A 24331-nucleotide genomic window follows, 5' to 3' on the forward strand; every position below is an offset into this window, starting at 1 on the left:
AACAAAAAACCTTAAGCCACTTTCTCGGCTCAAGGTTTAGAGGGATACATTAATTTACCTTTGGACGATTCTCGACTTCCCACAGTTTTTCAAAAAAGGGCTGTCCTTTAATAAGGTTCTCACACAGTGTCAGGTGCTTGTCCGACCAACCGTACTGGGTTTCTTCATAGAGCATCTGCCATATTTCTTCAAAGTCCATCGCTTGGATTGTCCGGTAGCGCTGAGGTGCCCATTCCGTATACCAGTATCGGATTTCCGCAGTATTATTCGAACTGTGAAGTTGATCCAATGCCATGAATAACAGCTGCTTCAATTGCCTTTCTTTTCTCGTCAGTCCACTCATCATATATGGATTCGGTGAAAGGATGTGATAGGCATCCTCTCTTTTCGGATCCTGCTGAATGGAGTACTGCACCGTTTCATGGCTTTCCACCATTTCGTAAACCAATTGCTCTTGTCTTGGTATCAGCCTGCTCTTCCTGATTGGCACAGTATACCCGATTGTGTCAATTGCAAGTATTCCCGTACCATCTGTGACGATAAAGCAATAATCCAACTGTATCCGTTCATGGTTTTTTCGCAAGTATGCTTTCTGATAGACATTATTAAGCAGTTGTTGAGGTAACTCTGATAAATCATTCTCGATGTAATGAAACAGTGACTTGTCCACTTTAATCAGAGGAACCTGATCTAATAATTCAATGACGTCCTCTTTTCTCCACTCATGAAAATGGCAGACATTATAGCCATTTTCTTCGCCTTCGAACCAATTTACCCATACATCATGAAGATATAACATGATTGACCCCTCGCTTTGCTTCAATCTTATTTGTCAATCAGTATAGGCTAATCTGTGTAAATTTATTCCTATTAATCAGGGTTTTATAGATAGTCATTGTTTTTTCTGCGGGGTATATAAATCGAGAGCGTAATGATGAGGAGTCCTAATAGAAGTAAATAACATTCGATTCTAGAGGACACGAAAAAAATATAGTCTGTAAAACTCATTCCAGTCGTGAGCAGATTTAAATACATGATTAAGCTTACCCCTCCTGAAACAGCCAGTCCAAATCCTATAAAGAGCCCAAACAATTGTCCCACCATACCTTCCGCCTCTATCCCTTACATTAAGATAATGGAGCTCGTCCATGCTTTCTATAGTTTATGAAAGGAATGGGAAGATATGACGGAACCCGGTGCCTATTTTCACGGTTACTGCCCTGAATTCTATGGTAAAAATATTGACGACGGTTTACCAAAGAGTGAAATCGTTGATGTATCCTGGTTTTTTAAATAGTTTTGGACTAATCGATAACCTGAAGAATAGCCTAGCATATTCGGATAGGATTTCTGACCAAGAAGAAGCTGATCATGCAGGGGGCTCCGTCGTTTCACATCCAAATTGGGTTCTATCCATTTATCATAGAATCTTGACAACTCTGCTTCCTCATACGCTTTGGTCCATGGGGCTACATACTTCTCCCCACAGTATTCCCGGACGGCATTTTCTGCGAGCCCCTCAAAGATAATGGAATCAAGCAGCGTATATTGGTCTTCCTTTTTACTTAATTTCTTCATTCTGACACAGTGATGGTATTCATGTACAAATAGTGCTTCATATTCTTTTGGGTCTTCCTGGTCAGTGATAAAGAAGAATATTTCATCTTTGAAGCACACCCCTGATTTTTTCATTGAAGACTGAAACATCCCCCTTTTTTCCTGCACGGGGAATAAATAAATCGGAACACTCGGGCCATTCCATTTCCTTCTGTATTTCTTTTCATATAATGAAAATCTCGCCCAGATATCTTTTTCTTTCAACTTCTCAAAGATGTCACCGGCATGCTGTGAAGACCGGTACATTCCATGCTTCATCAAATAGTGGTAAAACGATTGTTGGTCCTCTTTACCGTTGATTGTTTTCTTCAGCAGTTCTAATGGCTTACTGATTAAATCTTCTAACCATACATCGGTAGGAGCAACAGCCACCTTCATCCCTCTTTTCCGGCTTTTTATATCTATATGTAAGGAAGAGTGTATTCACAACCGGAAAAGCATCAACGGGTATGCTTTAATCGCCTATGGAGCTGAATGCAAAAAAAAAGAGCCCGCCAAATCGATTGGGGGCTCTCATGTTTCATTTAGTCCTTATACTTTTTGAATACGATGGTAGCATTGTGACCACCGAATCCTAATGAGTTACTCATCGCTACATTCACTGCCTGCTCTCTTGCTTCGTTTGCTACATAGTCAAGATCACAGTCTGGATCAGGTGTTTCAATATTGATGGTAGGAGGCAGAATACTGTCTTTCATGGCAAGGACTGTAAAAATCGCTTCCACCCCTCCTGCTGCTCCAAGAAGGTGACCCGTCATGGATTTCGTTGAGCTCATCGCTAATTTGTATGCATGCTCCCCGAATACTTCCTTTACGGCCATCGTTTCGTATTTATCATTATATGGAGTACTTGTACCATGAGCATTTATATAATCCATCTCTTCAGGAAGGATTCCGCCATCTTCCAGTGCCATCTTCATCGCTCTCGCCCCGCCTTCACCAGCTGGTGCAGGAGCAGTGATATGATAAGCATCTCCAGTACATCCGTATCCGACGATTTCTGCATAAATCGTCGCTCCACGTTTAAGGGCATGCTCAAGCTCCTCAAGCACGACGATACCCGCTCCTTCTCCCATTACGAAACCATCACGGTTTGCGTCAAAAGGCCTTGAAGCTTTTTCAGGGTCCGTGTTAGTGGAAAGGGCTGTGTTTGCACAGAAACCGGCAACGGACATTTTGGTGATTGGAGCTTCAGCTCCACCTGAAACCATTACATCAGCGTCACCGCGCTGAATGACTTTAAACGCGTCTCCGATGGAGTTGGTACCTGTTGCACATGCCGTTACGGTACAAGAGTTGAATCCTTTCGCTCCCAGCATGATGGACACTTGTCCTGCAGCCATATCAGGAATGATCATCGGTACGAAGAATGGACTTACCCTACGGTATCCGCGTTTTTGGAATGTTTCGTATTGTTGTTCGAATGTTTCCATTCCCCCGATACCAGAACCGATCCATACCCCGACTCGGTGAGCATTTTCCTCTGTGATGGAAAGTTTCGAGTCTTTAACAGCCATTAAGGATGCGGCAATCGCATAATGAGTGAAGCGGTCCATCTTTCGGGCTTCTTTTCTTTCCACCCCGAAATCTTCTATATTAAAGTCTTTTAACTCTGCTGCCACCTTTGCAGGATACTCATCAGCGTTTAAACGCGTTAATGGTCCTACACCCGTTTTCCCTGCTAAAATATTCGACCAGGTCGATTCAACATCATTACCCAACGGCGTGACACTGCCTAAGCCCGTCACGACTACACGCTTCTTATTCATATAAATCCATCTCCTTTATCTGCATGTTGTAGATTGTCTTATGATTATCAATTATTTACCCCAGCGCATGATGATCGCGCCCCATGTTAAACCGCCACCGAATCCTACCATGACGACGACATCGTTCTCTTTCACTCTTCCCGCTTCCAGATCCTCGATTAAGGATACTGGGATAGAAGCCGCTGAAGTGTTTCCATATTTATTGACGGTCTTGGACATCTTTTCAACCGGCAACTCCAGCCGTTGTCTCGCAGCTTCCATGATTCGGATATTGGCTTGGTGAGGAATCAGGAAATCCACATCCTCTTTTTTCAATCCAGCTTTTTCAATGACATTGATGCTGGATTCACCCATTTGACGTACCGCGAACTTAAATACTTCGCGTCCGTTCATGATCAATTTTTCGTCTTGATACAAATGCTTAGCTCCAGATCCATCAGATCCTAATTCGAAGGCAAGAATTCCTTTACCATCAGGAACGGGTCCTAGAATGGCTGCACCTGCTGCGTCCCCGAATAAAACGGCTGTATTCCGGTCTTCCCAATCTGTGATCTTAGATAGTTTCTCCACACCAACGACTAGGACATGCTTGTAAGCACCATTATCGATAAACTGCTTTGCTGTAATCATACCATACATAAAGCCGGCACAAGCGGCACTGATGTCCATTGCCGCAGCCTTCTTAGCTCCCAATCGTTCTTGAAGAAGGCATGCGACAGAAGGGAATGGATAGTCAGGGGTAACCGTTGCAACCAAGATCATATCGATATCTTCAGGGGTGATCTCTGCATCGGCGATGGCCTTTTTAGCGGCTTCAAAAGCCATGTCAGAGGTATTTGTTTCATTATTAGCTATTCTTCTCTCTTCAATGCCTGTCCGTGTTCGAATCCACTCATCCGAAGTATCCACCATTTTCTCCAGGTCGGCGTTTGTCAAAATCTTTTCAGGAAGATAACGTCCAATTCCAATAATACCTGTATTCATACTGGCGTTCCCTACTTTCGTTTTATATTTTTTTCATATACTTTAGGTTTATTATCAATTATTATGACTTGGTACTAATTTTATCGAAGATTTCTACTTTCTGCAATTATTTTTTACTTCTTCCATTCTTCTACACGTTTGACCATACTCGTACAACCCCATCAATCATAGGTTAATTAGTAGTCAGAGGGGGTGATGATGTGTCTGAAGAAAAACGGCAACATCCATTTGAACAGATGATGTTCGGGGGACGCAGGAAGAACCAGGAAGTACCTACTTTACAACAAGGAGAGAATAAGACAGATGGGGGATCACTGCTTGACGGAGTTCAATCTATCATGAATTCCATTGATGAGTTAAAACCCCTTTATAAGAAAATCAGTCCATTTTTAAAAAACGGCAAATAAAGCTGTTGTAAATCATAAAAAAACGGGCCATCGTTATTCGATGACCCGTTCTTTCATACACTTACTCTTTATGTAAGGCGTCCTGTTTACCTAATTCATATGCCTCATTCATGACCTGTGTGAATAGCGTCATGAATGGCTGTAACATTTCAGGTGAGAATTCGACCCCTGCTTGATCCAGCTGTTCCTTCGCTTGTGGGAAGTACTTCATGGCAATCTGCATAAATTCCATTGTTTTATCTTGATTCATTGCTTTGATTCCTTTCCATTCGGCAATTTGCCGGTATCGATATAGTTTTGAATATGCTTTTTCATTTCAGATTGAAAATCCTTCGGAATGACTGGACTGAATTTACCCATGGATATGACTCCGTCTTCGAAATCAAACTCCAGGTTACCGGAATCCAACTTGTCATTTACGAGCCTATCGGCCACAATACTATACAGCTTATCCGCATGCTGAACAGTGCTCGTCAAGACCGTTGATTCCCCAAGATCTGATTGATCCGATACATACCCAATTGCATAAAGTCCCTTTTCCTTAAGCTTTTCGATTACAGCTACATTATAGCCGTCACCTGCAGGATATACAACATCGACATCTTCGCTTATTAAGCGGTCTAACTCATTGAGTGCGGCAGTTGGATCATCCCAGTGATTGGTGTACTTCACCTCAAGCTCTGTGTCACTGTTTTGATATTTCGCCCCGTCAATAAACCCCTGAACCTCCGGCTGCCAATCGAAGGCAGCGATCACACCGACCTTATGTGTCTTAGAGTGAAAGGCTGCTGTCATACCTCCAAAAAAACCCATTGCGTATCCCTTGAATCGCAGACTTGTCGTGTTTTTCTCAGTGGCATCCCCATTAAAGCTGACAAAATGAATGTTAGGGTAGTCAGCGGACAGATTATTAAATACCTCGGCATACTCACTCCCGTGCCCAAATACTAAAGTAACATCTTTTTTATCAAATTCATTCACTGCTTGCTTGATTGATGTATCATTCTTCATTCCTTCTTTATAGAAGACATCTGCATTATATTCCGATTGTATTTTTAATAATCCTTTATATCCCTTCGTTCCCCATACTCCATCATTTACTGCCTCAGGAACCAATAAACCTACCTTGTCTATTTCTGCGCTATTCCCTGTTGAACAACCACTTAGCCCCAGCAGGAATGCAACCAAGAATAACGCGTAACATCTCTTCATCATATGCAGCAACTCCTTCAAAGCTCGTGCAGCATCTATAAAAAGGACAATAGAAAATTATTACATCATCCTTATTTTACCCTCACCTTCCTCCTCATGAAAAGGAAAAGTTTTCTCATTCCTGAATTTCATGCATGTGAATCCCTTTTCGCTGTTGATCAATAATGCTCTCATGAGACTTGGATGGTCTGACAATGATCTCTTTACCTTTTGGTGTGCCGTGGCGAAATTTTGTTGAAAACTCTTCATCCGATATATACGAAAGAGCTTCGTTCCAACTTCTTTCAGATAATGGTTTAAGGATGAATCGTTCTTTTTTTGATAAAAGATTGACTATTGCTCTGGCAGCATCCTTCACATATATCGCGCCCGTTGGATCATCTACAAATCCCGAGATTTCTTCCCTTCCCATTAACAGTTGTGCAAACAGAAAATCCTCCGGTTGATGCATGCCGTATAGTGTGGGAATGTAAAAGATTGATCCCTCCGATTCAACATTCCTAATTCCAAATTCATTCGAATAAATCCGAACCACATGGGGGGGCTGGTCCATTTTTCCAAGGAGCCCATCCACCGCTGTCAAGTAACTCCCCTTTTCCCCTCTTAATTGGTCATAATATGGAAGGAACACAGTACATTCTGAGTTTACGTTCTGATTCCAATCCCCATATGGAACGTACTCAAGATTTGCATTCCTTCCAATTTGCAGCCATTTATCCTCAAATGCTTTATTCTCATCAATGGCGGTCACAGTCCATCCTTTTTCCAGAAGGGCGTCACAGAGCTCAAATCCCAAAAACTGTTGTGCAGCAAATACAAATGCATGATCCAAATCAATCACTCCAATATGTTAGTTATAACTCTTTCTCATGTAAGGAAAAGTAAGAGGCAAATTTTCCTCCGAGGGTTCCCCGTTTCTCAGGAAGGACAAAAAACAGATCCGTTGAAATTCCATTTTGTAAACGCTCCGTATATATATCTTTTATGAGTGAGAACTGATTTTTATAACGATTAAGAGTCATCGACTGTACAATATATAGTGGTGTCGAGATGGTCTTGAAGATTTCGTAGTCATGGGACTGCTTGGAGATGAAGGCTTCACATTCCTCTTCCTTCACCCTGAGCATCTGTGAAAGCTCTTTTATCACTTTTTTATAAAAAAATTTCTGTTCCTTTTCTTGTTCCAAGTGATCATATAATGACACACAAGGTGAAAGAATGACGACGCTTCTAATATCATGTTCCAATTTCGGGTACAAATTTTTCAAAACTAATGCGCCCATACCTTCTGCTAATATATGGATTTTTCCATTGATGATTTCATTCCTCTTCACGTACTGATAAAGTCGCCTGGACAGTTGCACGGCTTGATCGCTACCCCAATTCGCTCCATATAGATTACTATAATACACAATATATCCCTTTGCGGTCAGGTCTTGAATCCACTTATGGCGTGCCTCATGCTGAATCCAAAAGCTGCTTTTCCCATCTACATAGTGATGGGAATCCCCAATGATCATTACAGCGAATCCGTTCGGGCGTTCAGGATAATGAATCATGCACCACTCTTGCTCTAACTGAAACAATCGCTGATACATTCAAATTTCTCCTTTTACATAGTAAGTCTTTATAGTTTATGTGAAAAATCAGTAATGGTAAGGAAGAACGCCCAATGCCACCCTATTATTTGCAAATTCCGTCCATCATGACAGGGTTTACATTTCACAGATTAGTCATTTATTAATTGAGTTAGCTGTGGTAAAATAAGAAAGATTGAAATGAGTGACAACATACGATTGATTTAGTTGATTACATAGGAATGAGGTGACTTGGCGTGAGATTTTTCTGGATGTTTTTCTGGGCTTTTGCATTATCTGAAATGTTGACTTACGTAGTAAGCTCCATGAATGGAATCGAATTCCATTTTCAAACTGGACTGATCCTTACCGTTTGTTTCGCGGTATTGGTATTCCTTATCACGCTTGTTATTCCAAACGAGCCTGTCGAAAACCATTAAAAAAAGCAGCCAATACGGCTGCTTTTTTTAATGTATCATCAATCCATCTTCTCCTGCATCGATGGTGATGGTTTGACCCGTTCTGATATGCCCGGCAATGAGCTCCCGTGCAAGCCTTGTTTCGATCTCCCTTTGTAGGTACCTCTTTAAAGGTCGAGCTCCATAAACAGGATCATAGGCTGATTCAGCAATGAACTCTTTCGCCCTGTCTGTAAGGGAAAGCGTGATATGCTGATCCTCCACCCGATGCTGGAGTTCTTCTATGAGCTTATCAATGATCCCTTTAATATTTCCGATACTTAACGGTTTGAATAGGACGATGTCATCCACCCGGTTAAGAAACTCTGGACGGAAGTAAGAGCGCAGTTGCCCCATTACGAGATCTTTTGTTTCATTGTCGATCTCATCTTCTCCTTTATTCCGTTCGAGAAGATGAGCCGAACCAATATTGGACGTCATAATGATGACTGTATTTTTACAATCAATGGTCCTACCCTGTGAATCAGTGATCCGGCCGTCATCGAGCATCTGCAGAAGAATATTGAATACTTCCGGATGGGCTTTTTCAATCTCATCCAACAATATGACAGAATAGGGTTTACGCCTGATTGCCTCTGTCAACTGGCCGCCCTCTTCATATCCAACATAACCCGGTGGTGCACCAATCAACCGTGAAACCGCATGTTTTTCCATATATTCAGACATATCGATGCGAATCATCTGCTCTTCGCTGTCAAACAACGTTTGGGCTAGCGTCTTGGCAAGCTCTGTCTTTCCAACACCTGTAGGTCCTAAGAAAATGAAGGAACCAATCGGTCTATTCGGATCCTTGATTCCTGCCCTAGCCCGAATGACTGCATCGCTGACCAATTGAACAGCCTCATCCTGTCCAATCACCCGCTCATGCAGAATGCGATCAAGTTTCAATAACTTCTCTCGTTCCCCTTCCACAAGCTTTGTCACTGGTATTCCCGTCCATCTCGCTACAATGTTAGCGACTTCTTCTTCTGTCACTTCTTCACGCAGCAGCCTGCCATCTTGTTCTTTCATCATTTCCTGTTCTACTGCTTCAAGCTCCTTTTCCATTGCCGGAATCCGGCCATGTCTGAGTTCAGCGGCCCTATTGAGGTCATAATCGCTCTCAGCTTCCTCTAGCATGCGCCGAAGTTTCTCAAGCTCTTCCCGTTTCTCTTGAACGACTGCGATGCTTTCCTTCTCCTTTGTCCATTTTAATTTCATGCTATTTGCTTTTTCCTTTAGATTACTTAGATCTTCCCTGATACGCTCGAGTCTTTGAAGACTGGCAGCATCCTTTTCCTTATTCAAAGCCGCTTCTTCAATTTCAAGCTGCATCACCTTACGTGTTACTTCATCGAGCTCGGACGGCATCGAGTCGATTTCTGTTCGGATCATCGCACATGCCTCATCAATCAAGTCGATCGCTTTATCCGGCAGGAACCGGTCTGATATATAGCGGTCTGACAGCCTGGATGCAGCTACGATAGCGCGGTCATGAATATTGACTCCATGATGGATTTCAAATCGTTCCTTTAATCCCCTCAAGATGGAAATCGTATCTTCCACGTCCGGCTCCTGTACGAGTACTTGTTGAAACCGCCTTTCCAAGGCTGCATCCTTTTCAATATACTTTCTGTATTCGTTGAGGGTCGTTGCTCCGATACAATGGAGCTCTCCTCTTGCAAGCATCGGTTTCAGTATGTTCCCTGCATCCATGGCTCCTTCCGTCTTTCCTGCACCTACAATCGTATGAAGCTCATCAATAAATAGAAGAATGCGTCCTTCACTCTTTTTCACTTCTTGTAGAACAGCCTTTAACCGTTCCTCGAATTCTCCCCTGAATTTAGCACCTGCGACCAATGAGCTCATGTCTAATTCAAAAATCGTCTTATCCTTCAAGCCTTCAGGAACATCCTTCCTGACAATTCTCTGAGCAAGACCCTCAACGATGGCCGTCTTCCCTACGCCTGGCTCACCGATCAAGACGGGGTTATTCTTTGTCTTACGGGACAGAATCCTGATGACATGGCGAATCTCGCTATCCCTTCCTATAACAGGATCGATTCTTCCTGAACGGACATCTGCCACAAGGTCTCTTCCATATTTTTTTAGGGCTTCGTACTTCACTTCGGGGTTTTGCGTTGTCACCTTACTCCCTCCTCTGATCTCTTCAATAATGGCTAGCAACTCATTTTCAGTTACATTTTGTTTCGTTAAATATTCTGTTACTGCATGATTCTTTTGTTTCCACAACGCGAGTACAAGATGTTCAATAGAGACGTAGTCATCATCCCATTTATTCTTTAGACGTTCACTGTCCTGTAGAAGTTGGTGAACGTCCCTTGAAAGGTACTGTCCATATTGGATTCCCTCCCCTTCTACAGCAGGCATGGTATCTAACTTCTCATCTAACCACTCCAACATCCCTTGTATGTTCAATCCTGCCCGATCGTAAATGGTTCCAAGGAATCCGTCTTCTGCCTTTAAGAGTGACCTCCATAAATGAAATACACCGACATCAGTATGTAGCTTTTCTTGGGCCAATTGCCCAGCCGATTCCAATCCTTGTTGAATGCTGTGAGTCAGATTTTCAACATTCACCGTTTTTCACCTCTCATTTTGACCTTTATTGACCTTTACTTACATTATATCCCTTTCTACGAAAAAAGGGAAAGGAAAAGGAACAAGGACCGCCTCAACGTGGCATCCTTGTTCCTCTTGTTTATGGTTTTCTCACATACGACCAAATACGATTGTGATTGGAGTTTTCAGGGAACCTTTCCCCAGCTTTCAAACGAAGTTTTTGAGGATTTTTCACCATGCTCCCCGTTTCACCGATTTCTATATACTCACCGTTGTTAGGAGCTTTGTCCCCGGCCCTGAATTGGCGTGATTGTCCCATTGTTACCCCTCCTTTTTCGAAGCAATGGCTTCCTTCCTATTTTTCTACAGTACAGAGCATTCATGCATGCCATATGAAGGATAAATATGATAAACACGTTACGGTTCGGTTAACATTCGGAAAAAGGCTTTACAGTCTTTCCCTTTATGGTGTTAAATTAAAAAATGTGGAGAATAAAAGCTTGGAGGATACACAATGGATTTTTATCTGATCATGAAATATTTATTTTTAGGGATTTTTCAAGGTTTCACGGAACCCATCCCGATCTCATCGAGTGGACATTTGCTGCTTGCTCAGCACTTTCTTGGAATTGAAGATGCTACATTGACTTTTGAAATGCTTGTCAACACCGCTTCATTGCTCGCTGTACTCATTATTTACCGTGAAGACATCATACGTCTGATCGTGAATGGATTGGGCTATTTTAAACATAAAACACCTGAAACGAAAAGAGATTTCCATTTCATTATCTACTTGATTATTGCAACAATCCCTGCTGGGTTAATTGGTGTTTTATTTGGGGACATAATTGAAAAACATTTAACTGGAATCACTACCGTAGGAATTACCCTGATTATTACCGGTATCGCACTGTGGCTGATCCGTAACCTTAGAGGGAGAAAGAATGATGGAGATTTAAATGTAAAAGACGCCATCATCATCGGTCTTGCCCAGGCGGTTGCCCTCATCCCTGGGATCAGTCGTTCAGGTGCTACGATCGTAGCAGCCATGGCCAGCGGAATGAAATCCGAAACAGCGCTGCGTTTCTCATTTCTTCTTTATATACCTGTAAGTGTCGGTGTCATGGTATTCGGCATCAGTGATCTAATGGACGACCCTGATTTAGCCTCTAGGGCGGTTCCGTACTTAGTCGCTTTCATTGCATCACTGATCGCTTCATACTTCTCATTAAAGTGGTTCATGAATATTATGGCTAAAGGAAACTTGAAATATTTTGCGATATACTGTGCAGTTGTTGGCGCTGCCGTCCTTATTTTCGCTTAATCCCCTTCTGTCCGTCCGGTGCCTTTGTTAAGCTTGTAATAAGACATTAAGATGGAAATGATGTGATTTCATGAGTGAATACCTTGAACTCCCTTCTGAGATTAAACAATTATTTATTGAAAATGAAACAGTCAAAACCGTAGAGAAAGGTCGTTTTTTGTTTCAGGAAGGAAAAGTAGCACACGAGCTATATTTAATCAAAGGCGGACGAGTTCAAATCAGCAAGATCATTCCTGACGGTCGTGAATTGTCCCTGCGCATCTGTTCGAGTAACGATGTGATCGGCGAGCTGACGTTATTTTGCAAAGAGGCTACTTACATGCTCAGTGCAAAGAGTTTGGAGGAGACGGAGGTCTTTGTGTTACCTAAGGAGGAATTTGAAGAAAAGCTTTCCCAGAACGGTGACCTGACAATTAAGTGGCTAAAATGGATACAACTTCAAAATCGGCAGAACCAAACAAAGTTCCGCGACCTGATCCTTCACGGGAAAAAAGGAGCCCTGTACTCTACCCTGATCCGCATGACCAATAGCTATGGAAAAAGCGTTAAAGATGGCATTCTCATCGATTTGCCCTTAACCAACCAGGAATTGGCCAATTTTTGCGGATCACCCAGGGAAGTGGTGAACCGCTTACTCAGTGAATTGAAGAAAAAAGACGTCCTCAGCTCGGAAAGAGGATACATCACCATTCACAATCTAGATTATTTAAAAGATGAGATCGATTGTGAAAATTGTCCGGTGTCCATATGCCGGATTGATTAAGAAATATACAAAAAAATCCCCAGGGACAAGGTTGCCTCCTGGGGATTTTTTATGACTATCAGGGATTACCGAATGCCCAATGCGATCTTAGCATAACGGGACATATTGTCTTTGCTCCAAGGTGGATTCCAGACGATGTCTACATCTGTTTCTTTGACTTCTGGAATGTCCCTCAATGCCGTTTTGACTTGATCAACGATGGTTCCTGCGAGTGGGCAACCCATTGATGTCAAGGTCATTGTGACAGTCGCTTTTCCTTCTTCGTCCAACTCCACATCATATACTAAACCTAAATTAACAATGTCTATTCCTAATTCAGGGTCGACTACCTGTTCCAAGGCACCCATCATGTTATCTTTAAGGTCTTGATCCATGCTAATCACTCCTTGTTCTTAATGCTTGTATCTCCTTCTTACTCATTACCAATCTTATCAAATATATAAGTAGAAAACAAAAGGTTAGGCTGATAAATGCTTTTCAAACCACTCGACAAGTTTTAATACGCCTTCCCGTGTCACTTTGTGATCGGCTTTATCGTCTTCGATAAAGAGCAGATGGTCTTCATTCTTTTGATAATAAGGTAAAATGCTGTCATAGAATTCCCTTGTAAGGTTAAAAGGTACGACTTTATCACGTTTTCCGTGCCAGAACATGAGTGGTCTTCCCCCGAGCTTATCAGGTTGAAGGCTCAGATCGTATTGTGCAAGCTCGTTCATCATGCTATCGATTTCCTCTTGGCTGAAGGGGATGTCATATCCTAACGATTCCACTTGAGACAATTGGGCTTTGGCAAACTTAACATACGTAGGATTTCCCATCAATGAAACAGCAGAGGATATCCACTGATATTGTGTCAGTGCACCCAATGTCACAATCCCTCCCATGGATGTACCGGCAACACCGATTCCACTCGGAAGGATTAGTCCTTTTTCTTCAAAATATGCTTTTAAGACCGACAATTCATGAATCGTATTCAAGACAATCTTCCAAAAGACCTCTCCCAATTGATATTCTGATTTCCCGGTTGCCCGCTCTCCGTGCTCTAAACAATCGGGGAGAATCACCCTGAATCCCTTTTCCGCCAGTAGATAGGCGTAGTGAAGATTATGCTCTTTCGCACTCGTAAAGCCATGAATGAAAAAACATGTGGGTAATGGTTTATCTATGTATTCTTCCTTAACAAGGTGAAGAAATGGGATGTTTTGAATATTTGATTTATCAACTAAAATCATGATTGTCCTCTCCCTCCTGATTGCATTTCACTTTACTATGATATCCTACATTTGGTAGCATGTATAATATTTAAATCGTAAGCGAGTGTAAACATTTCTTAAAGTCAATAAGCAGGATATGGACAACTTTCAAGTTGTCACGGTACACTATAATAGCCTTAGACACCACTAAGATTGGGGATTTGTACAAATGAACTTACAAGAAAAACACCTGATTGTTTTAGATCTGGACGGAACATTATTAACCGATGAGAAGAAAATTTCGTCCAAAACTCACGATATATTGAAAAAAGCACGACTAATGGGGCATGAAGTGATGATTGCAACAGGTCGACCATTTCGTGCAAGTGAATTGTATTATCAACAATTAGAGTTGACGACTCCCATCGTCAACTTCAATGGTGCATTCGTGCATCATCCAACTGATTCATCATGGGGTCTTTATCATGAACCGATGGATTTAAAAGTCGCAAAACAAATCATTGATGCATGTGACGAATTTAAATTTCGCAACATTGTCGCTGAAGTTATGGATGATGTATATCTTCACTATCATGATGAAAAGATCATCGATGTGTTTATGATGGGGAATCCATCCATCTCTACAGGTGATATTCGCAATGTACTGACAGATCACCCCACCTCCATGCTCATCCATGCCGAAGAAGAGGATGTGGAAGAGATTCGTGCACATTTAGATGATGTTCATGCAGAACTGATCGATCATCGCCGTTGGGCTGCTCCATGGCACATCATTGAAATCGTCAAAACAGGGTTGAATAAGGCGGTGGGCATTGACCGCGTTGCCTCTTCCTTGAACATACCCAAAGAAAGAATCATCGCATTCGGGGATGAAGATAATGACCTTGAAATGCTGGAATACGCTGGAACTGGTGTCGCCATGGGAAACGCCATTGAGCCACTGAAAGATATCGCGAATGAAGTGACACTTTCCAATGAAGAGGATGGAATCGGCCGCTACCTGCAAAAGCGCTTCGACCTATAATCAATTGGCAACAGTGGGTATATCTTCTTACTTTATGTTCATCGTGAGAAAGCCATACTAGTAAGGAGCGCATCTCGCGTTCCAACTTGCAAAAGGGGTGGTAGTGATGGGTAGAAATAAATCAAAACGATTTGTACAACAAGGTAAGATTGCTGTATCAAAGCATGATGAGCGCATCCCGTATCATCTGACCTACGCTGAAGCAGAAGCGAAAAAGCTTGCTTCCAATGAAGGCTCAGGGGGGCTGGAATAATGAGCAATCCTTTATTCCAACAGGCCCGTAGTGCTGTATCTGCAGCCAAACAGGCGTGCAGTTCCGGGGAAAATGCTCAAATGTCCATTGATCAAGCAAAGAATGCTTTGTCCTCTGCTTATGCTAACTCAAATGTTGAAGAACAAAAGCAGCTGCATGCTCTTCAAGATGAGTTAAACCGCCTATCATAAATAAGATGAAAACAGGGTTGCCCGTGATGGACAACCCTGTTCTTTTTATGGAATGGTAATCAGATATGGATGAATGATCTTACCATCACCCGCATCCCTCTCATAGAGGCTTAAGAAGAGACTCCCATTTATCTTTTTCATCTCAGGAAGGATGATGGAAAACGTCGTCCAGTGAGGCGCTTCTTTATTTACTTTGAGGAACGTTTCAGAAACCAGAGTCCTATGACCATCTTCAACTGAATAATAGAAACTTCCGTTCGATACACGTGCTTGTCCACTTACCGTGTATCGGCCTTTAACTTCCCTAACCTTCACCCCTCTGAAAGAAGGATTTTCTTCAGGTACTGTAAATGAAGCAACAGCTCGAAAAGGAGTATTGAAACCACTCATATCTTCTCCCAATAGCATGGCTTCAATGGTATAGTCGCCCTTCCGGACACGCTTCCCGCTTTTCGTGTAATCCCATCTCTCTTTCCAGACCTTTGTTCCACCTTTAGAAATGTGTATAGTTTGAAAAGCTTGTAAGAATGATTTCCCCACACTATAGCGATACATTACATTTCCCGCTTTATTTTTGATCGTATAGTCAAACATCTGACTCGTACGAAACGTAATGTCCATATCACGAGAACTATTATTGTAAAGGATAAGCTGAATGTCGACTCCCTCTTCTCCAGGGAAGGCTTCCACGGAAAAAATCAAGGGAATATTCTCAGCTCTGGTACTCAGAGGTGCACATAAAAACAGGGAAAAGCTGAAAAGTATATACAGAATCGCCTTCAAGGTGATACCCCTTTCTAATTAGGTTCACCTATAGTATCTGTTAAACATCAAATTCTAATCTTTTCTAAAGAACCCAAAAATCCCGGTGGTTTGAACGATATTCGTAAACGCATCAGGATCTACATCCTTGATGGTATGTTCAAGCTCGTACAGTTCATAGCGTGAAATCACAATGATTAACATTTCTTTGTCTTCTCCGGAGAATGCGCCTTTAGCGGGCAAGGTCGTAATTCCCCTCACCAACTTGGAGTGAATGGCTTCCCTCAATTCATTCGATTTCTTGGTGACAATCATCGCGGTCAGCTTCTCATGTCTGGTATGGATGGCATCGATTACACGTGTGGAGGCGTATAATGTGACTAAGGTATATAAGGCTTTTTCCCAGCCGTAAAGGAATCCTGCAGACGTGATGATAACCGCATTCATCAAGAAAAAATAAGATCCGACCGGTTTATCTTTCATTCTTGAAAGAATCATGGCGATAATATCCATCCCCCCGGTAGACGCCCCCCATTTCAATGTGATCCCTACGCCAATTGCGGCAATAACCCCACCGAACACTGCGTTAAGCAGAATGTCGGGAGATAATTTAATGACAGGGATCACTTCCAGGAAAAAGGACGTTAAAAATACTGAAATAAAGCTGTATACAGTAAAGGAACGGCCGACTTTCAGCCACCCCAGGATGGTCACCGGGATATTGAGGATAAATAATAATATACCTGTTGAAATATTAAAGGGTGCAAATTCCTTTAATACACTCGACAACAGCTGGGCAAGTCCCGTAAAGCCACTCGCATAAACATTGGCCGGGATAAGAAAAAAGTTCATGGCAATGGCCCCTAACAGGGATCCCACCAACACCACGACAAACTTTTTCGCTTCCAGCTGAACATGATCTCTCGACATACACATACCTCCTGCATCTTGTTGTTATTTTTCTATGTTCCACATTTCATCTTAACTAAACTCCCTCTATTATTCATCTTTTTATGATAAATTCATGGTCAATCGATTGTTATTTTTGTCAAAAATAGCTAGACTAAAGCTATATGAAAAGTCAAAGGATGATGAGGATGACAGTAAAATTATTTGCAGATAGTGCAAGCGACCTTCCTGCTGCCTATTTCAACGAACACAACATAGAGCTACTGCCGCTTAAAGTACATATAGATGGTCAGGACTACGAGGACTTGATCGACATCGAACCTAAAACCGTCTTCAATAAAATCAGGGACGGGCATATGCCGAAAACGTCTCAAGTGTCACCGGACCTATTCCTTAAACAATTCACTCAGCTTGCAGAATCCAACCAATCCGGCATATACGTTGCGTTTTCTTCTCAGTTATCCGGTACCTATCAAACAGCGGTCATGATTCGGGATCAAGTAAAAGAGGACTACCCCCAACTCGACCTGACAATCATTGACTCGAGATGTGCCTCACTGGGTTACGGTTTGGTCGTCATGAAAGCTGCCGAACTTCTAAAAAACGGCGGCACAAAAGAAGAAATCATAGAGGAAGCCCGTTTCCATTCAGAGCATATGGAACATCTCTTCACTGTAGAAGATCTCGAGTACCTCGCAAAAGGAGGCAGAGTTTCCAAGGCTTCAGCCTTTCTAGGCGGCCTCCTGAATATCAAACCACTTCTGCATGTAGAAGATGGAAAGCTTGTTCCGATTGAAAAGATGCGCGGAAAAAAGAAACTTCTTAAACGCATTCTTGATTTAATGTCAGAACGAGGCGAAAACCTTTCGGAACAGGTCATCGCGATCAGTCATGGGGATGACGAAGAACTTGCCCTTGAAATGAAACAGCTGATAGAAGAAAGATTTTCACCGAAGGAAGTTTACATCAGTATTATTGGATGTGCAATCGGATCTCATACAGGTACAGGAACTTTAGCCATATTTTTCTTAAACAAGCACTCATAAACTTCCCTCCCCTTCCTCATACTAAGAAGGAAATCCATTATGGAAGGGTGAAGCACGATGCCACATACATCAGATAATGAAAAAAAGGCAAAAGACAACAATGCCCTGCGTCAGGAAAAGAATAAAATCAAAGAAGTGAACCGGAAAGCCGGTAAAAATCAATACTCCAAAAAAACCGATCATCTGTAAGAGGTGAAACGGACGATGGCACCAGTTCTTAAATGAGCTGGTGCCTTTCTTATCTTTGAAATGAACTTGATACTGAAAAACCTTTCTACAATCCATCCAAAGAAGTTGTCTGTACCATCATAGCTTGTCTATAATGAAGAGAGAAAAGATTATGGAGGGATTACATATGGCAAAGGAAAGTTCATTCGATATCGTATCCAAGGTGGATATGTCTGAAGTAAGCAATGCAATACAAATCGCGTTGAAAGAGGTTCAAACACGATATGACTTCAAAGGCAGCAAAAGCGACATAAAGCTTGACGGAGAAGAAATCGTTCTCGTTTCCGATGATGAATTCAAAATGAATCAGTTGAAGGACGTCCTTCTTAGTAAATTGATCAAGCGCAATGTTCCGGTAAAGAATCTTGACTACAGCAAACTCGAGGGAGCATCAGGCGGTACTGTCCGTCAGCGCGCCAAACTGGTACAAGGGATTGACAAAGACAATGCAAAAAAAATCAACACCATCATCAAAAACTCCGGGGTGAAGGTAAAGAGTCAAGTGCAGGATGATCAAGTGCGCGTAACAGGCAAAAGCAAAGATGACCTTCAAAAAATCATCGCAGCCATTCGCGAAGCGGATCTCTCCATTGATGTACAATACGTAAACTTCCGTTAATACGGTTTTTCAAAGAAGTCTAATGGGTACAATAACTCCATTAGACTTCTTTTGTTTAGGAGGCAGAACATGAAGAAAAAGGTCATCATTATCGGTGCGGTTGGCGGAGGCGCCACAACGGCATCCCAAATTAGGAAAGTCGACAGCGAAATCGAAATCATCCTTCTTGAGAAAACATCGTACTTATCCTATGGGGCGTGTGGAATGCCCTATTATTTGGGAGATGTGATCAAAGATCGGGAAAGTCTCTTTGCAGCCACTCCAGAAACGTTACATACGAAAAAAAGGATCGATGTCAGAATGCATCACGAGGCGCTACAGATTAACAGGGAAAATAAATCTGTAACGGTAAGGGATCATGATCGTAACAGGGATTACGAAGAAACATATGATTATCTGGTTGTGGCAACGGGTGCCTCTCCTTTTATTCCTGACATTCCCTGCCTTCATCAAATCCCAGCTTTCCATCTGAGAACCGTTGAAGACATGGACAGGATCAAGCAGTTTATACAAACCGAAAAGCCTGGAACTTGTACCATCATTGGCGGTGGGTTCATCGGTGTGGAAATGGCAGAAAACTTCACTCATCTGGGAATGAAGGTGAATGTCGTAGAAAGGTCGGAGCACGTCATCAGCACGATCGATGAAGAGACTGCTTTAACCCTACAGGATCATATCAGTGAGAATGGAGTAACGTTGTACACGAATGACGGACTGAAGGAAGTGTTACCTGAATGCACCCTGAAACTTGACAGTGGAGAAACCTTGCAGTCTGATTTCATTCTTCTTTCCGTAGGGGTGAAGCCGAACAATAATCTCCCTAAGGAAGCTGGGTTATCCTTAGGGGACTCGGGTGGGGTCCTCTGTAATGAGTTCATGCAGACTGACGATCCATCCATTTATGCTGTCGGCGATGTCGTAGAATCCATTGACTATATTGATGGAACCCCGAAACAAGTTCCACTTGCCTGGCCCGCCCACCGGCAAGCCTACATCGTCGCGAAGCACCTGTCGGGAAATCCGATTCCTTTCAAAGGGATGCTTGGGACAGCGATAGCGAAAGTATTCGATCTTTCCATCGCTTCTACGGGACTGAATGAGAAAGAGTTACATGATAAAGGATACTGCTATCAAACAGCAGTTCATAAAGGGAAGTCCCACGCAGGATATTATCCCGGGGCTCATGACGTATATGTCCGCGTCCATTTCTGTCCTGATACAGGTAAGATCTTTGGTGGAAATGTCGTAGGAGGAGAAGGTGTGGATAAACAAATTGACACGCTTGCCACTGCCATTTACGGTGGTTTGACGATTACCGATCTTCAGGAGATCGAAACCTGCTACGCTCCTCCCTTTTCTTCTCCAAAAGGGTTGTTAAATATGATTGGATATAAAGGTGCCGGATTGATGAATAAGAAATAGGAACTAACAGGCTTCTCTTTGCAGAGGCCTGTTTTTTTGGGGGATTTAATCAGATTGAATGGTGTTGTCGGTATCGGTAAAAATTGTTAAACGGCTGAATTTTCACTGAAAACGGCTGGATATTTTGCTATTCCGGATGGATATCATCGGGAAACGGCTGGATTTTCCAAAGATTCGGCTGGATTCCTTCCCCTCTTTTACACTCAAATAATCCTACCTCCTCCCTGATCCAACCTCACCTCCATCTCCTCCCAAAAACCACGTTAATAAATATTTTTTCCGGGTAAACACTATTCTAAGATAACCTAAACCACCAACAAAGGAGTGTTTTCATTGGCACAGCAAAATCAAAAGCAAACATTTCCCCCGCAGCATCAGGATCACCAGCCTGGAACGGTGGGAGAAATGAACCCTCAACCTATTCACACAGATCAAAACTATAAAGGAAGCGGCAAGTTGGATGGGAAGATTGCCCTTATCACTGGAGGGGACAGCGGGATCGGCCGTTCGGTTGCTTGGTATTTCGCAAGGGAAGGGGCCCATGTGGCCATTTCATATCTTGACGAGCATGAAGATGCCAATAAAACAAAAGAATTGGTAGAAGCTGAAGGAGTCAGATGCCTTCTTTTCCCCGGAGATATTGGCAGCTCCACTTTTTGCAACGATATCCTGAATAAGACGATTTCCGAGTTCGGTAAGCTTGATATACTCGTGAATAACGCCGCGGAGCAACATCCTCAGGCAGGGCTTACGGATATTAGCGATGAGCAGCTTGAGCGTACGTTCAAAACGAATGTATTCTCCATGTTTTACTTGACGAGAGCTGCTCTACCTCATCTTAAGAAAGGGGCATCCATCATCAATACAGCTTCAATAACGGCGTATAAAGGGAATAAAGACCTGATTGATTACTCCTCTACCAAGGGGGCCATTGTCAGCTTCACCCGCTCCCTGGCTGAAAATATTGCATCCGACGGCATTCGGGTGAACGGAATAGCTCCAGGGCCGATCTGGACGCCGCTGATTCCATCCACCTTTAGTTCTCAAAAGGTTGCTGAATTTGGTGGAAACACCCCGCTTGGCCGGGCCGGACAGCCATTTGAACTTGGACCAGCCTACGTATACCTGGCAAGCGACGATTCAAGCTATGTTTCGGGGCAGATGATCCATATCAACGGCGGGACCGTCATTAACGGATAAAAGAAAAAGCGACTGAAGACAATGATGCTCTTTCTTAGGAGCATCATCTTTTCAGTCGCTTTTTACTATTCATTCACTTTACGCTCACTACAAGAACATCGTTTTACAAGATGATGCGGAACAATGATTCTCTTGATCGGCTCTTTCGGGTTCTCAATTTTTTGAATCAGGCTTTTCGCTGCCTCGTTCCCAAGATTAAAAATGTTGATATCAACTGACGTGAGCGGTGGTCTGGACATCTCAGCAAGAAGTACGTTATTGAAGCTGACAATGGAGATATCTTCAGGTACCCGGATGCCCATCTCATCGAGTGTATTCAAGACACCAAGTGCCATTAAATCATCTGCCACCACAAGTGCCGTCGGGGGCTCATTCAGCTGCATGAGCTCATTAATGGCTTCACGCCCCCCTTCACGAAGAAATTCTTCATGAATGATATATTCGTCCTTCATCTCGATCCCTGCATTCCTAAGGGACTTTTCGTATCCTAACAACCTCTCCACTGTCACGACGAGATTAAGATCTCCTCCGATAAAGCCAATGCCTTCATGCCCGAGCTCCAAGAGATAATCCGTTACTTCCTTTGTCGCACGGTAGTTGTCATTGTCCACATGTGTAATTTCTTCACAATATTTATAAGGTTTTCCGACGACGACAAAAGGAAAATTCCGATCTTTTAAGTAGTTCATCACTTTATCTTCAACTTTCGAGTAAAGCAGGATGATCCCGTCCACCCGTCCACCCTGGACCATTTGAACGACCCCATCATATATTTCCTCTTCGGATTGACCTGTCGACATTTGAAGGGCATACTGTTTTTCTTGAGCCCCTTCACTTAACCCTCTTAATACCGTCGGAAAGAATGGATTTTGGGAAAAAGTACTCGCCGAACCTGGTAAAACAAGACCTAATACTTGAGTGGACTGATTTGCCAAACTCCGTGCAATGAAGTTAGGGTGATAACCCAATTGCTCCATTGCTTCCCGTACTTTTTGTTTTGTTTTTTCGCTTATTCTTGGATTGTTTGCTATAACCCGCGATACGGTGGATGGTGCTACGTTTGCAAGTTTAGCCACATCCTTTATGGTGACCGCCATTCGTTCCACCTCCCTCTTTCGAAAAAAGCGAGTCCCTGACACGGGATGCTTTCTATTAGATTAAAACGCTTCCAATTTATTATTTATAAAAGGGACAGCAGGGACTTAATCTAGTACCCTGCAAGAATTTCATTGCTTCTTCTTTCCTTTCCCCCGCTTCCAAACGAGATAGAGGAATAGAAAGAATAAGAAGTACATGGTCCCCAGTGTAAATAGATAAGGATAATTCAGCCCGCTCTTGCCTTTAAGCAAATAAATCTCTGCCTCTTCACGGTCCATCACGAGGTGATAGTTACCATCCTTATCACTCCGTACCAGGTCATCACCGATTAATCCTTTTAGTTCATGATTATCCGCTAAATCTTCTTTCGTTAATTGAATATTTTGCGTTTCACTCGTATTGTTGATGGCTATGACGGTTGTTTGATCCTTGTACGTGCGCTTAAAGATCCCCATGCCATCTTTGTTGTAGAGGGGTTCGATATTCCCTCTCGTCAATGATGGGTATTGTTGACGAAGCTCACCAAGTCGACTGATATAATCAATCAGTTCTTCATCAGCCCGGAAATTCATAAAGCGGCGGTTGTCAGGATCGTTGCCACCGTCCATCGCAATTTCAGATCCGTAATACATGATCGGAATGCCCGGGGTAGTGTACATATACGTAAGAGCAAGCTTCCACCTTGTTCCCGGGAATAGCTTCTCTTGAACAATCATTCTCGTAAATCGTTCCATATCATGATTATCTATGAATGTTCCCATTAGATAAGGATTGTCATAATAGGTTTCATTGTATTTCCAAAAGTTGAATAGCCGCTCCATGGAGGTATCCGGCTTCTGGAATACGGTACGCATTTCTTCAGCCTGAGGGACGTTGACGAAGCCGTCGATCCCTACATCATTGTACGCAGCAATCTTTTGGGGATCCCGGTCGAACACTTCCCCTAACAGGTAGAAGTCATCTTTCACAGACTTCACTTCATCACTGAATTCGTCCCAGAACGCTTGAGGGACATGACGCACTGTGTCCAGACGATATCCATCAATGTCGGTTTCTTTGATCCACCACTTGGCAGCATCAAATAGGTAGTTTTTCACTTCGGGATTTTCTGTATTTAAATCGGGAAGATCATATAACCACGCATTCTGAAGACTTTCTTCATTATTAAAATTCATCGGCTGTTTCTCATGGAACCAATCGGCTTTTTCAGGGTCATTCACCCAAGGGTGCTCGGGACCGACATGATTGACCACAAAGTCGAGCATGACTTTCATGTCCCGTTTATGAGCTTCTTCCACAAGTTTTTTGAATGTCTTCATGGATCCGAAATGTTCTTCCGTTTTGTAGAAATCAGTGATCCAATATCCGTGGTAACCCATCGGCTGATTATCGAAGATCGGTGTCAGCCAAATGGCGGTGAATCCCATGTCCTTGATATAATCCAGCTTATCGATGATTCCTTGGAAGTCCCCGCCCTGATAGGCCTTCGGGTCCTCTGTGTTTACGTTCTTATCATTGCTCATATCCCCATTATTAAAGCGATCGACCATCAGAAAATAAATGGTCTCATCCTGCCATGTTCGTTCTTCTTTTTCAACTGCTCCTACCGGAAGGGCGTAAAAAAGAAGAAACGGGACTAAAATGAGAGATAATACTCTTCTTTTCATCTCC

28 protein-coding genes are annotated in these 24331 nt (G+C 42.7%); 12 read left to right on the forward strand and 16 right to left on the reverse strand.

The genetic code is table 11. The features are described 5' to 3' along the window. Positions 1 to 49: 49 nt before the first annotated feature. The 4 genes from LCL96_RS11130 to LCL96_RS11150 all read right to left on the reverse strand — a co-directional run bounded on the left by LCL96_RS11130 (position 50) and on the right by LCL96_RS11150 (position 4370). On the reverse strand, positions 50 to 799 hold the full coding sequence (locus LCL96_RS11130; protein ID WP_224941544.1) for a YjbA family protein: 750 nt from the start codon (positions 797 to 799) through the stop codon (positions 50 to 52). Between the two features lie 428 nt (positions 800 to 1227). After that, positions 1228 to 1989: a DUF2268 domain-containing protein gene (locus LCL96_RS11140; RefSeq protein WP_224941546.1), complete on the reverse strand. Its 762-nt coding sequence runs from the start codon at positions 1987 to 1989 to the stop codon at positions 1228 to 1230. A gap of 152 nt (positions 1990 to 2141) precedes the next feature. Continuing rightward, complete coding sequence (fabF, locus tag LCL96_RS11145) at positions 2142 to 3386, reverse strand: beta-ketoacyl-ACP synthase II (protein WP_224941547.1); 1245 nt, start codon at positions 3384 to 3386, stop codon at positions 2142 to 2144. A 51-nt stretch (positions 3387 to 3437) separates the two neighbouring features. Next, positions 3438 to 4370, reverse strand: coding sequence for a beta-ketoacyl-ACP synthase III (locus LCL96_RS11150; protein WP_224941548.1), 933 nt, complete (start codon positions 4368 to 4370; stop codon positions 3438 to 3440). Between the two features lie 200 nt (positions 4371 to 4570). On the opposite strand from LCL96_RS11150, the gene LCL96_RS11155 reads away from it, so the two are divergent. Next, positions 4571 to 4777, forward strand: coding sequence for a hypothetical protein (locus tag LCL96_RS11155; RefSeq protein WP_224941549.1), 207 nt, complete (start codon positions 4571 to 4573; stop codon positions 4775 to 4777). Positions 4778 to 4838: 61 nt separating this feature from the next. Here the strand turns inward: LCL96_RS11155 and LCL96_RS11160 are convergent, their stop codons facing one another. The 4 genes from LCL96_RS11160 to LCL96_RS11175 all read right to left on the reverse strand — a co-directional run bounded on the left by LCL96_RS11160 (position 4839) and on the right by LCL96_RS11175 (position 7587). After that, positions 4839 to 5027 (reverse strand): ComZ family protein, encoded by a 189-nt coding sequence (locus tag LCL96_RS11160; protein ID WP_224941550.1) that lies wholly within the window; start codon positions 5025 to 5027, stop codon positions 4839 to 4841. After that, positions 5024 to 5992 (reverse strand): BMP family ABC transporter substrate-binding protein, encoded by a 969-nt coding sequence (locus LCL96_RS11165; protein WP_224941551.1) that lies wholly within the window; start codon positions 5990 to 5992, stop codon positions 5024 to 5026. The genes LCL96_RS11160 and LCL96_RS11165 overlap by 4 nt, the downstream gene beginning before the upstream one ends. A gap of 112 nt (positions 5993 to 6104) precedes the next feature. Beyond that, positions 6105 to 6821: a hypothetical protein gene (locus LCL96_RS11170; RefSeq protein WP_224941552.1), complete on the reverse strand. Its 717-nt coding sequence runs from the start codon at positions 6819 to 6821 to the stop codon at positions 6105 to 6107. Positions 6822 to 6843: 22 nt separating this feature from the next. Beyond that, positions 6844 to 7587: a hydrolase gene (locus LCL96_RS11175; RefSeq protein WP_224941553.1), complete on the reverse strand. Its 744-nt coding sequence runs from the start codon at positions 7585 to 7587 to the stop codon at positions 6844 to 6846. Between the two features lie 236 nt (positions 7588 to 7823). Between LCL96_RS11175 and LCL96_RS11180 the strand changes: the two genes are divergently transcribed. Further along, complete coding sequence (locus LCL96_RS11180; RefSeq protein WP_219166952.1) at positions 7824 to 8006, forward strand: DUF2929 family protein; 183 nt, start codon at positions 7824 to 7826, stop codon at positions 8004 to 8006. 27 nt (positions 8007 to 8033) lie between these two features. Here the strand turns inward: LCL96_RS11180 and clpB are convergent, their stop codons facing one another. Together clpB and LCL96_RS11190 are read right to left on the reverse strand one after the other, a co-directional pair. Next, complete coding sequence (gene clpB, locus LCL96_RS11185; protein ID WP_224941554.1) at positions 8034 to 10625, reverse strand: ATP-dependent chaperone ClpB; 2592 nt, start codon at positions 10623 to 10625, stop codon at positions 8034 to 8036. A 121-nt stretch (positions 10626 to 10746) separates the two neighbouring features. Continuing rightward, complete coding sequence (locus LCL96_RS11190) at positions 10747 to 10926, reverse strand: YjzC family protein (RefSeq protein WP_224941555.1); 180 nt, start codon at positions 10924 to 10926, stop codon at positions 10747 to 10749. 195 nt (positions 10927 to 11121) lie between these two features. On the opposite strand from LCL96_RS11190, the gene LCL96_RS11195 reads away from it, so the two are divergent. Both LCL96_RS11195 and LCL96_RS11200 read left to right on the forward strand, forming a co-directional pair. After that, the gene (locus tag LCL96_RS11195) at positions 11122 to 11931 is read left to right on the forward strand and encodes an undecaprenyl-diphosphate phosphatase (RefSeq protein WP_224941556.1); all 810 of its coding nucleotides are present in this window, start codon (positions 11122 to 11124) and stop codon (positions 11929 to 11931) included. Between the two features lie 70 nt (positions 11932 to 12001). Beyond that, positions 12002 to 12694 (forward strand): Crp/Fnr family transcriptional regulator, encoded by a 693-nt coding sequence (locus LCL96_RS11200; protein ID WP_224941557.1) that lies wholly within the window; start codon positions 12002 to 12004, stop codon positions 12692 to 12694. A gap of 65 nt (positions 12695 to 12759) precedes the next feature. Here the strand turns inward: LCL96_RS11200 and LCL96_RS11205 are convergent, their stop codons facing one another. Together LCL96_RS11205 and LCL96_RS11210 are read right to left on the reverse strand one after the other, a co-directional pair. Then, positions 12760 to 13068: a metal-sulfur cluster assembly factor gene (locus LCL96_RS11205; protein ID WP_224941558.1), complete on the reverse strand. Its 309-nt coding sequence runs from the start codon at positions 13066 to 13068 to the stop codon at positions 12760 to 12762. Between the two features lie 84 nt (positions 13069 to 13152). Beyond that, the gene (locus tag LCL96_RS11210) at positions 13153 to 13926 is read right to left on the reverse strand and encodes a prolyl oligopeptidase family serine peptidase (protein WP_224941559.1); all 774 of its coding nucleotides are present in this window, start codon (positions 13924 to 13926) and stop codon (positions 13153 to 13155) included. A gap of 190 nt (positions 13927 to 14116) precedes the next feature. On the opposite strand from LCL96_RS11210, the gene LCL96_RS11215 reads away from it, so the two are divergent. From LCL96_RS11215 to LCL96_RS11225, 3 genes are all read left to right on the forward strand, one after another. Then, complete coding sequence (locus tag LCL96_RS11215) at positions 14117 to 14932, forward strand: Cof-type HAD-IIB family hydrolase (protein WP_224941560.1); 816 nt, start codon at positions 14117 to 14119, stop codon at positions 14930 to 14932. 106 nt (positions 14933 to 15038) lie between these two features. Next, positions 15039 to 15185: a hypothetical protein gene (locus LCL96_RS11220; RefSeq protein WP_224941561.1), complete on the forward strand. Its 147-nt coding sequence runs from the start codon at positions 15039 to 15041 to the stop codon at positions 15183 to 15185. After that, positions 15185 to 15376, forward strand: a complete 192-nt coding sequence (locus LCL96_RS11225) for a DUF3813 domain-containing protein (RefSeq protein WP_224941562.1) — start codon at positions 15185 to 15187, stop codon at positions 15374 to 15376. The genes LCL96_RS11220 and LCL96_RS11225 overlap by 1 nt, the downstream gene beginning before the upstream one ends. Before the next feature lie 45 nt (positions 15377 to 15421). On the opposite strand, the gene LCL96_RS11230 is transcribed toward LCL96_RS11225, so the two are convergent. After that, positions 15422 to 16078 carry a BsuPI-related putative proteinase inhibitor gene (locus tag LCL96_RS11230; protein ID WP_224941563.1) on the reverse strand — a complete coding sequence of 219 codons (657 nt, stop codon included), beginning with the start codon at positions 16076 to 16078 and terminating at the stop codon, positions 15422 to 15424. Positions 16079 to 16213: 135 nt separating this feature from the next. Then, entirely contained in the window at positions 16214 to 17068 is an 855-nt protein-coding gene (locus LCL96_RS11235) for a YitT family protein (protein ID WP_224941564.1), read from the reverse strand. A 167-nt stretch (positions 17069 to 17235) separates the two neighbouring features. Here LCL96_RS11235 and LCL96_RS11240 point away from each other — a divergent pair, with 167 nt between their 5' ends. The 5 genes from LCL96_RS11240 to LCL96_RS11260 all read left to right on the forward strand — a co-directional run bounded on the left by LCL96_RS11240 (position 17236) and on the right by LCL96_RS11260 (position 21562). Beyond that, positions 17236 to 18093, forward strand: a complete 858-nt coding sequence (locus LCL96_RS11240) for a DegV family protein (RefSeq protein WP_224941565.1) — start codon at positions 17236 to 17238, stop codon at positions 18091 to 18093. Between the two features lie 57 nt (positions 18094 to 18150). Next, positions 18151 to 18282, forward strand: a complete 132-nt coding sequence (locus tag LCL96_RS11245; RefSeq protein WP_098353057.1) for a DUF3941 domain-containing protein — start codon at positions 18151 to 18153, stop codon at positions 18280 to 18282. Between the two features lie 166 nt (positions 18283 to 18448). After that, positions 18449 to 18940: a YajQ family cyclic di-GMP-binding protein gene (locus tag LCL96_RS11250; protein ID WP_034763412.1), complete on the forward strand. Its 492-nt coding sequence runs from the start codon at positions 18449 to 18451 to the stop codon at positions 18938 to 18940. Between the two features lie 69 nt (positions 18941 to 19009). Beyond that, on the forward strand, positions 19010 to 20362 hold the full coding sequence (locus LCL96_RS11255) for a CoA-disulfide reductase (RefSeq protein WP_224941566.1): 1353 nt from the start codon (positions 19010 to 19012) through the stop codon (positions 20360 to 20362). Positions 20363 to 20695: 333 nt separating this feature from the next. Next, positions 20696 to 21562: an SDR family oxidoreductase gene (locus LCL96_RS11260; protein WP_224941567.1), complete on the forward strand. Its 867-nt coding sequence runs from the start codon at positions 20696 to 20698 to the stop codon at positions 21560 to 21562. 65 nt (positions 21563 to 21627) lie between these two features. On the opposite strand, the gene LCL96_RS11265 is transcribed toward LCL96_RS11260, so the two are convergent. Together LCL96_RS11265 and LCL96_RS11270 are read right to left on the reverse strand one after the other, a co-directional pair. Further along, a complete protein-coding gene (locus LCL96_RS11265; protein WP_224941568.1) occupies positions 21628 to 22659 on the reverse strand; it encodes a LacI family DNA-binding transcriptional regulator in 1032 nt (343 codons plus the stop codon). Between the two features lie 129 nt (positions 22660 to 22788). Beyond that, positions 22789 to 24327 (reverse strand): alpha-amylase family glycosyl hydrolase, encoded by a 1539-nt coding sequence (locus tag LCL96_RS11270; RefSeq protein ID WP_224941569.1) that lies wholly within the window; start codon positions 24325 to 24327, stop codon positions 22789 to 22791. Positions 24328 to 24331: the final 4 nt, after the last annotated feature.

It is taken from the genome of Rossellomorea aquimaris (genome assembly GCF_020172085.1).
Taxonomy (GTDB): domain Bacteria; phylum Bacillota; class Bacilli; order Bacillales; family Bacillaceae_B; genus Rossellomorea; species Rossellomorea aquimaris_E.

Excerpts from the sequence above, each read along its gene's own strand:
- LCL96_RS11130 (WP_224941544.1), bottom strand. The coding sequence starts at position 799 with ATGTTATATCTTCATGATGTATGGGTAAATTGGTTCGAAGGCGAAGAA.
- fabF (WP_224941547.1), bottom strand. The coding sequence starts at position 3,386 with ATGAATAAGAAGCGTGTAGTCGTGACGGGCTTAGGCAGTGTCACGCCG.
- LCL96_RS11150 (WP_224941548.1), bottom strand. The coding sequence starts at position 4,370 with ATGAATACAGGTATTATTGGAATTGGACGTTATCTTCCTGAAAAGATT.
- LCL96_RS11160 (WP_224941550.1), bottom strand. The coding sequence starts at position 5,027 with ATGAATCAAGATAAAACAATGGAATTTATGCAGATTGCCATGAAGTAC.
- LCL96_RS11165 (WP_224941551.1), bottom strand. The coding sequence starts at position 5,992 with ATGATGAAGAGATGTTACGCGTTATTCTTGGTTGCATTCCTGCTGGGG.
- LCL96_RS11175 (WP_224941553.1), bottom strand. The coding sequence starts at position 7,587 with ATGTATCAGCGATTGTTTCAGTTAGAGCAAGAGTGGTGCATGATTCAT.
- LCL96_RS11190 (WP_224941555.1), bottom strand. The coding sequence starts at position 10,926 with ATGGGACAATCACGCCAATTCAGGGCCGGGGACAAAGCTCCTAACAAC.
- LCL96_RS11195 (WP_224941556.1), top strand. The coding sequence starts at position 11,122 with ATGGATTTTTATCTGATCATGAAATATTTATTTTTAGGGATTTTTCAA.
- LCL96_RS11200 (WP_224941557.1), top strand. The coding sequence starts at position 12,002 with ATGAGTGAATACCTTGAACTCCCTTCTGAGATTAAACAATTATTTATT.
- LCL96_RS11205 (WP_224941558.1), bottom strand. The coding sequence starts at position 13,068 with ATGGATCAAGACCTTAAAGATAACATGATGGGTGCCTTGGAACAGGTA.
- LCL96_RS11210 (WP_224941559.1), bottom strand. The coding sequence starts at position 13,926 with ATGATTTTAGTTGATAAATCAAATATTCAAAACATCCCATTTCTTCAC.
- LCL96_RS11215 (WP_224941560.1), top strand. The coding sequence starts at position 14,117 with ATGAACTTACAAGAAAAACACCTGATTGTTTTAGATCTGGACGGAACA.
- LCL96_RS11220 (WP_224941561.1), top strand. The coding sequence starts at position 15,039 with ATGGGTAGAAATAAATCAAAACGATTTGTACAACAAGGTAAGATTGCT.
- LCL96_RS11225 (WP_224941562.1), top strand. The coding sequence starts at position 15,185 with ATGAGCAATCCTTTATTCCAACAGGCCCGTAGTGCTGTATCTGCAGCC.
- LCL96_RS11235 (WP_224941564.1), bottom strand. The coding sequence starts at position 17,068 with ATGTCGAGAGATCATGTTCAGCTGGAAGCGAAAAAGTTTGTCGTGGTG.
- LCL96_RS11240 (WP_224941565.1), top strand. The coding sequence starts at position 17,236 with ATGACAGTAAAATTATTTGCAGATAGTGCAAGCGACCTTCCTGCTGCC.
- LCL96_RS11245 (WP_098353057.1), top strand. The coding sequence starts at position 18,151 with ATGCCACATACATCAGATAATGAAAAAAAGGCAAAAGACAACAATGCC.
- LCL96_RS11250 (WP_034763412.1), top strand. The coding sequence starts at position 18,449 with ATGGCAAAGGAAAGTTCATTCGATATCGTATCCAAGGTGGATATGTCT.
- LCL96_RS11255 (WP_224941566.1), top strand. The coding sequence starts at position 19,010 with ATGAAGAAAAAGGTCATCATTATCGGTGCGGTTGGCGGAGGCGCCACA.
- LCL96_RS11265 (WP_224941568.1), bottom strand. The coding sequence starts at position 22,659 with ATGGCGGTCACCATAAAGGATGTGGCTAAACTTGCAAACGTAGCACCA.
- LCL96_RS11270 (WP_224941569.1), bottom strand. The coding sequence starts at position 24,327 with ATGAAAAGAAGAGTATTATCTCTCATTTTAGTCCCGTTTCTTCTTTTT.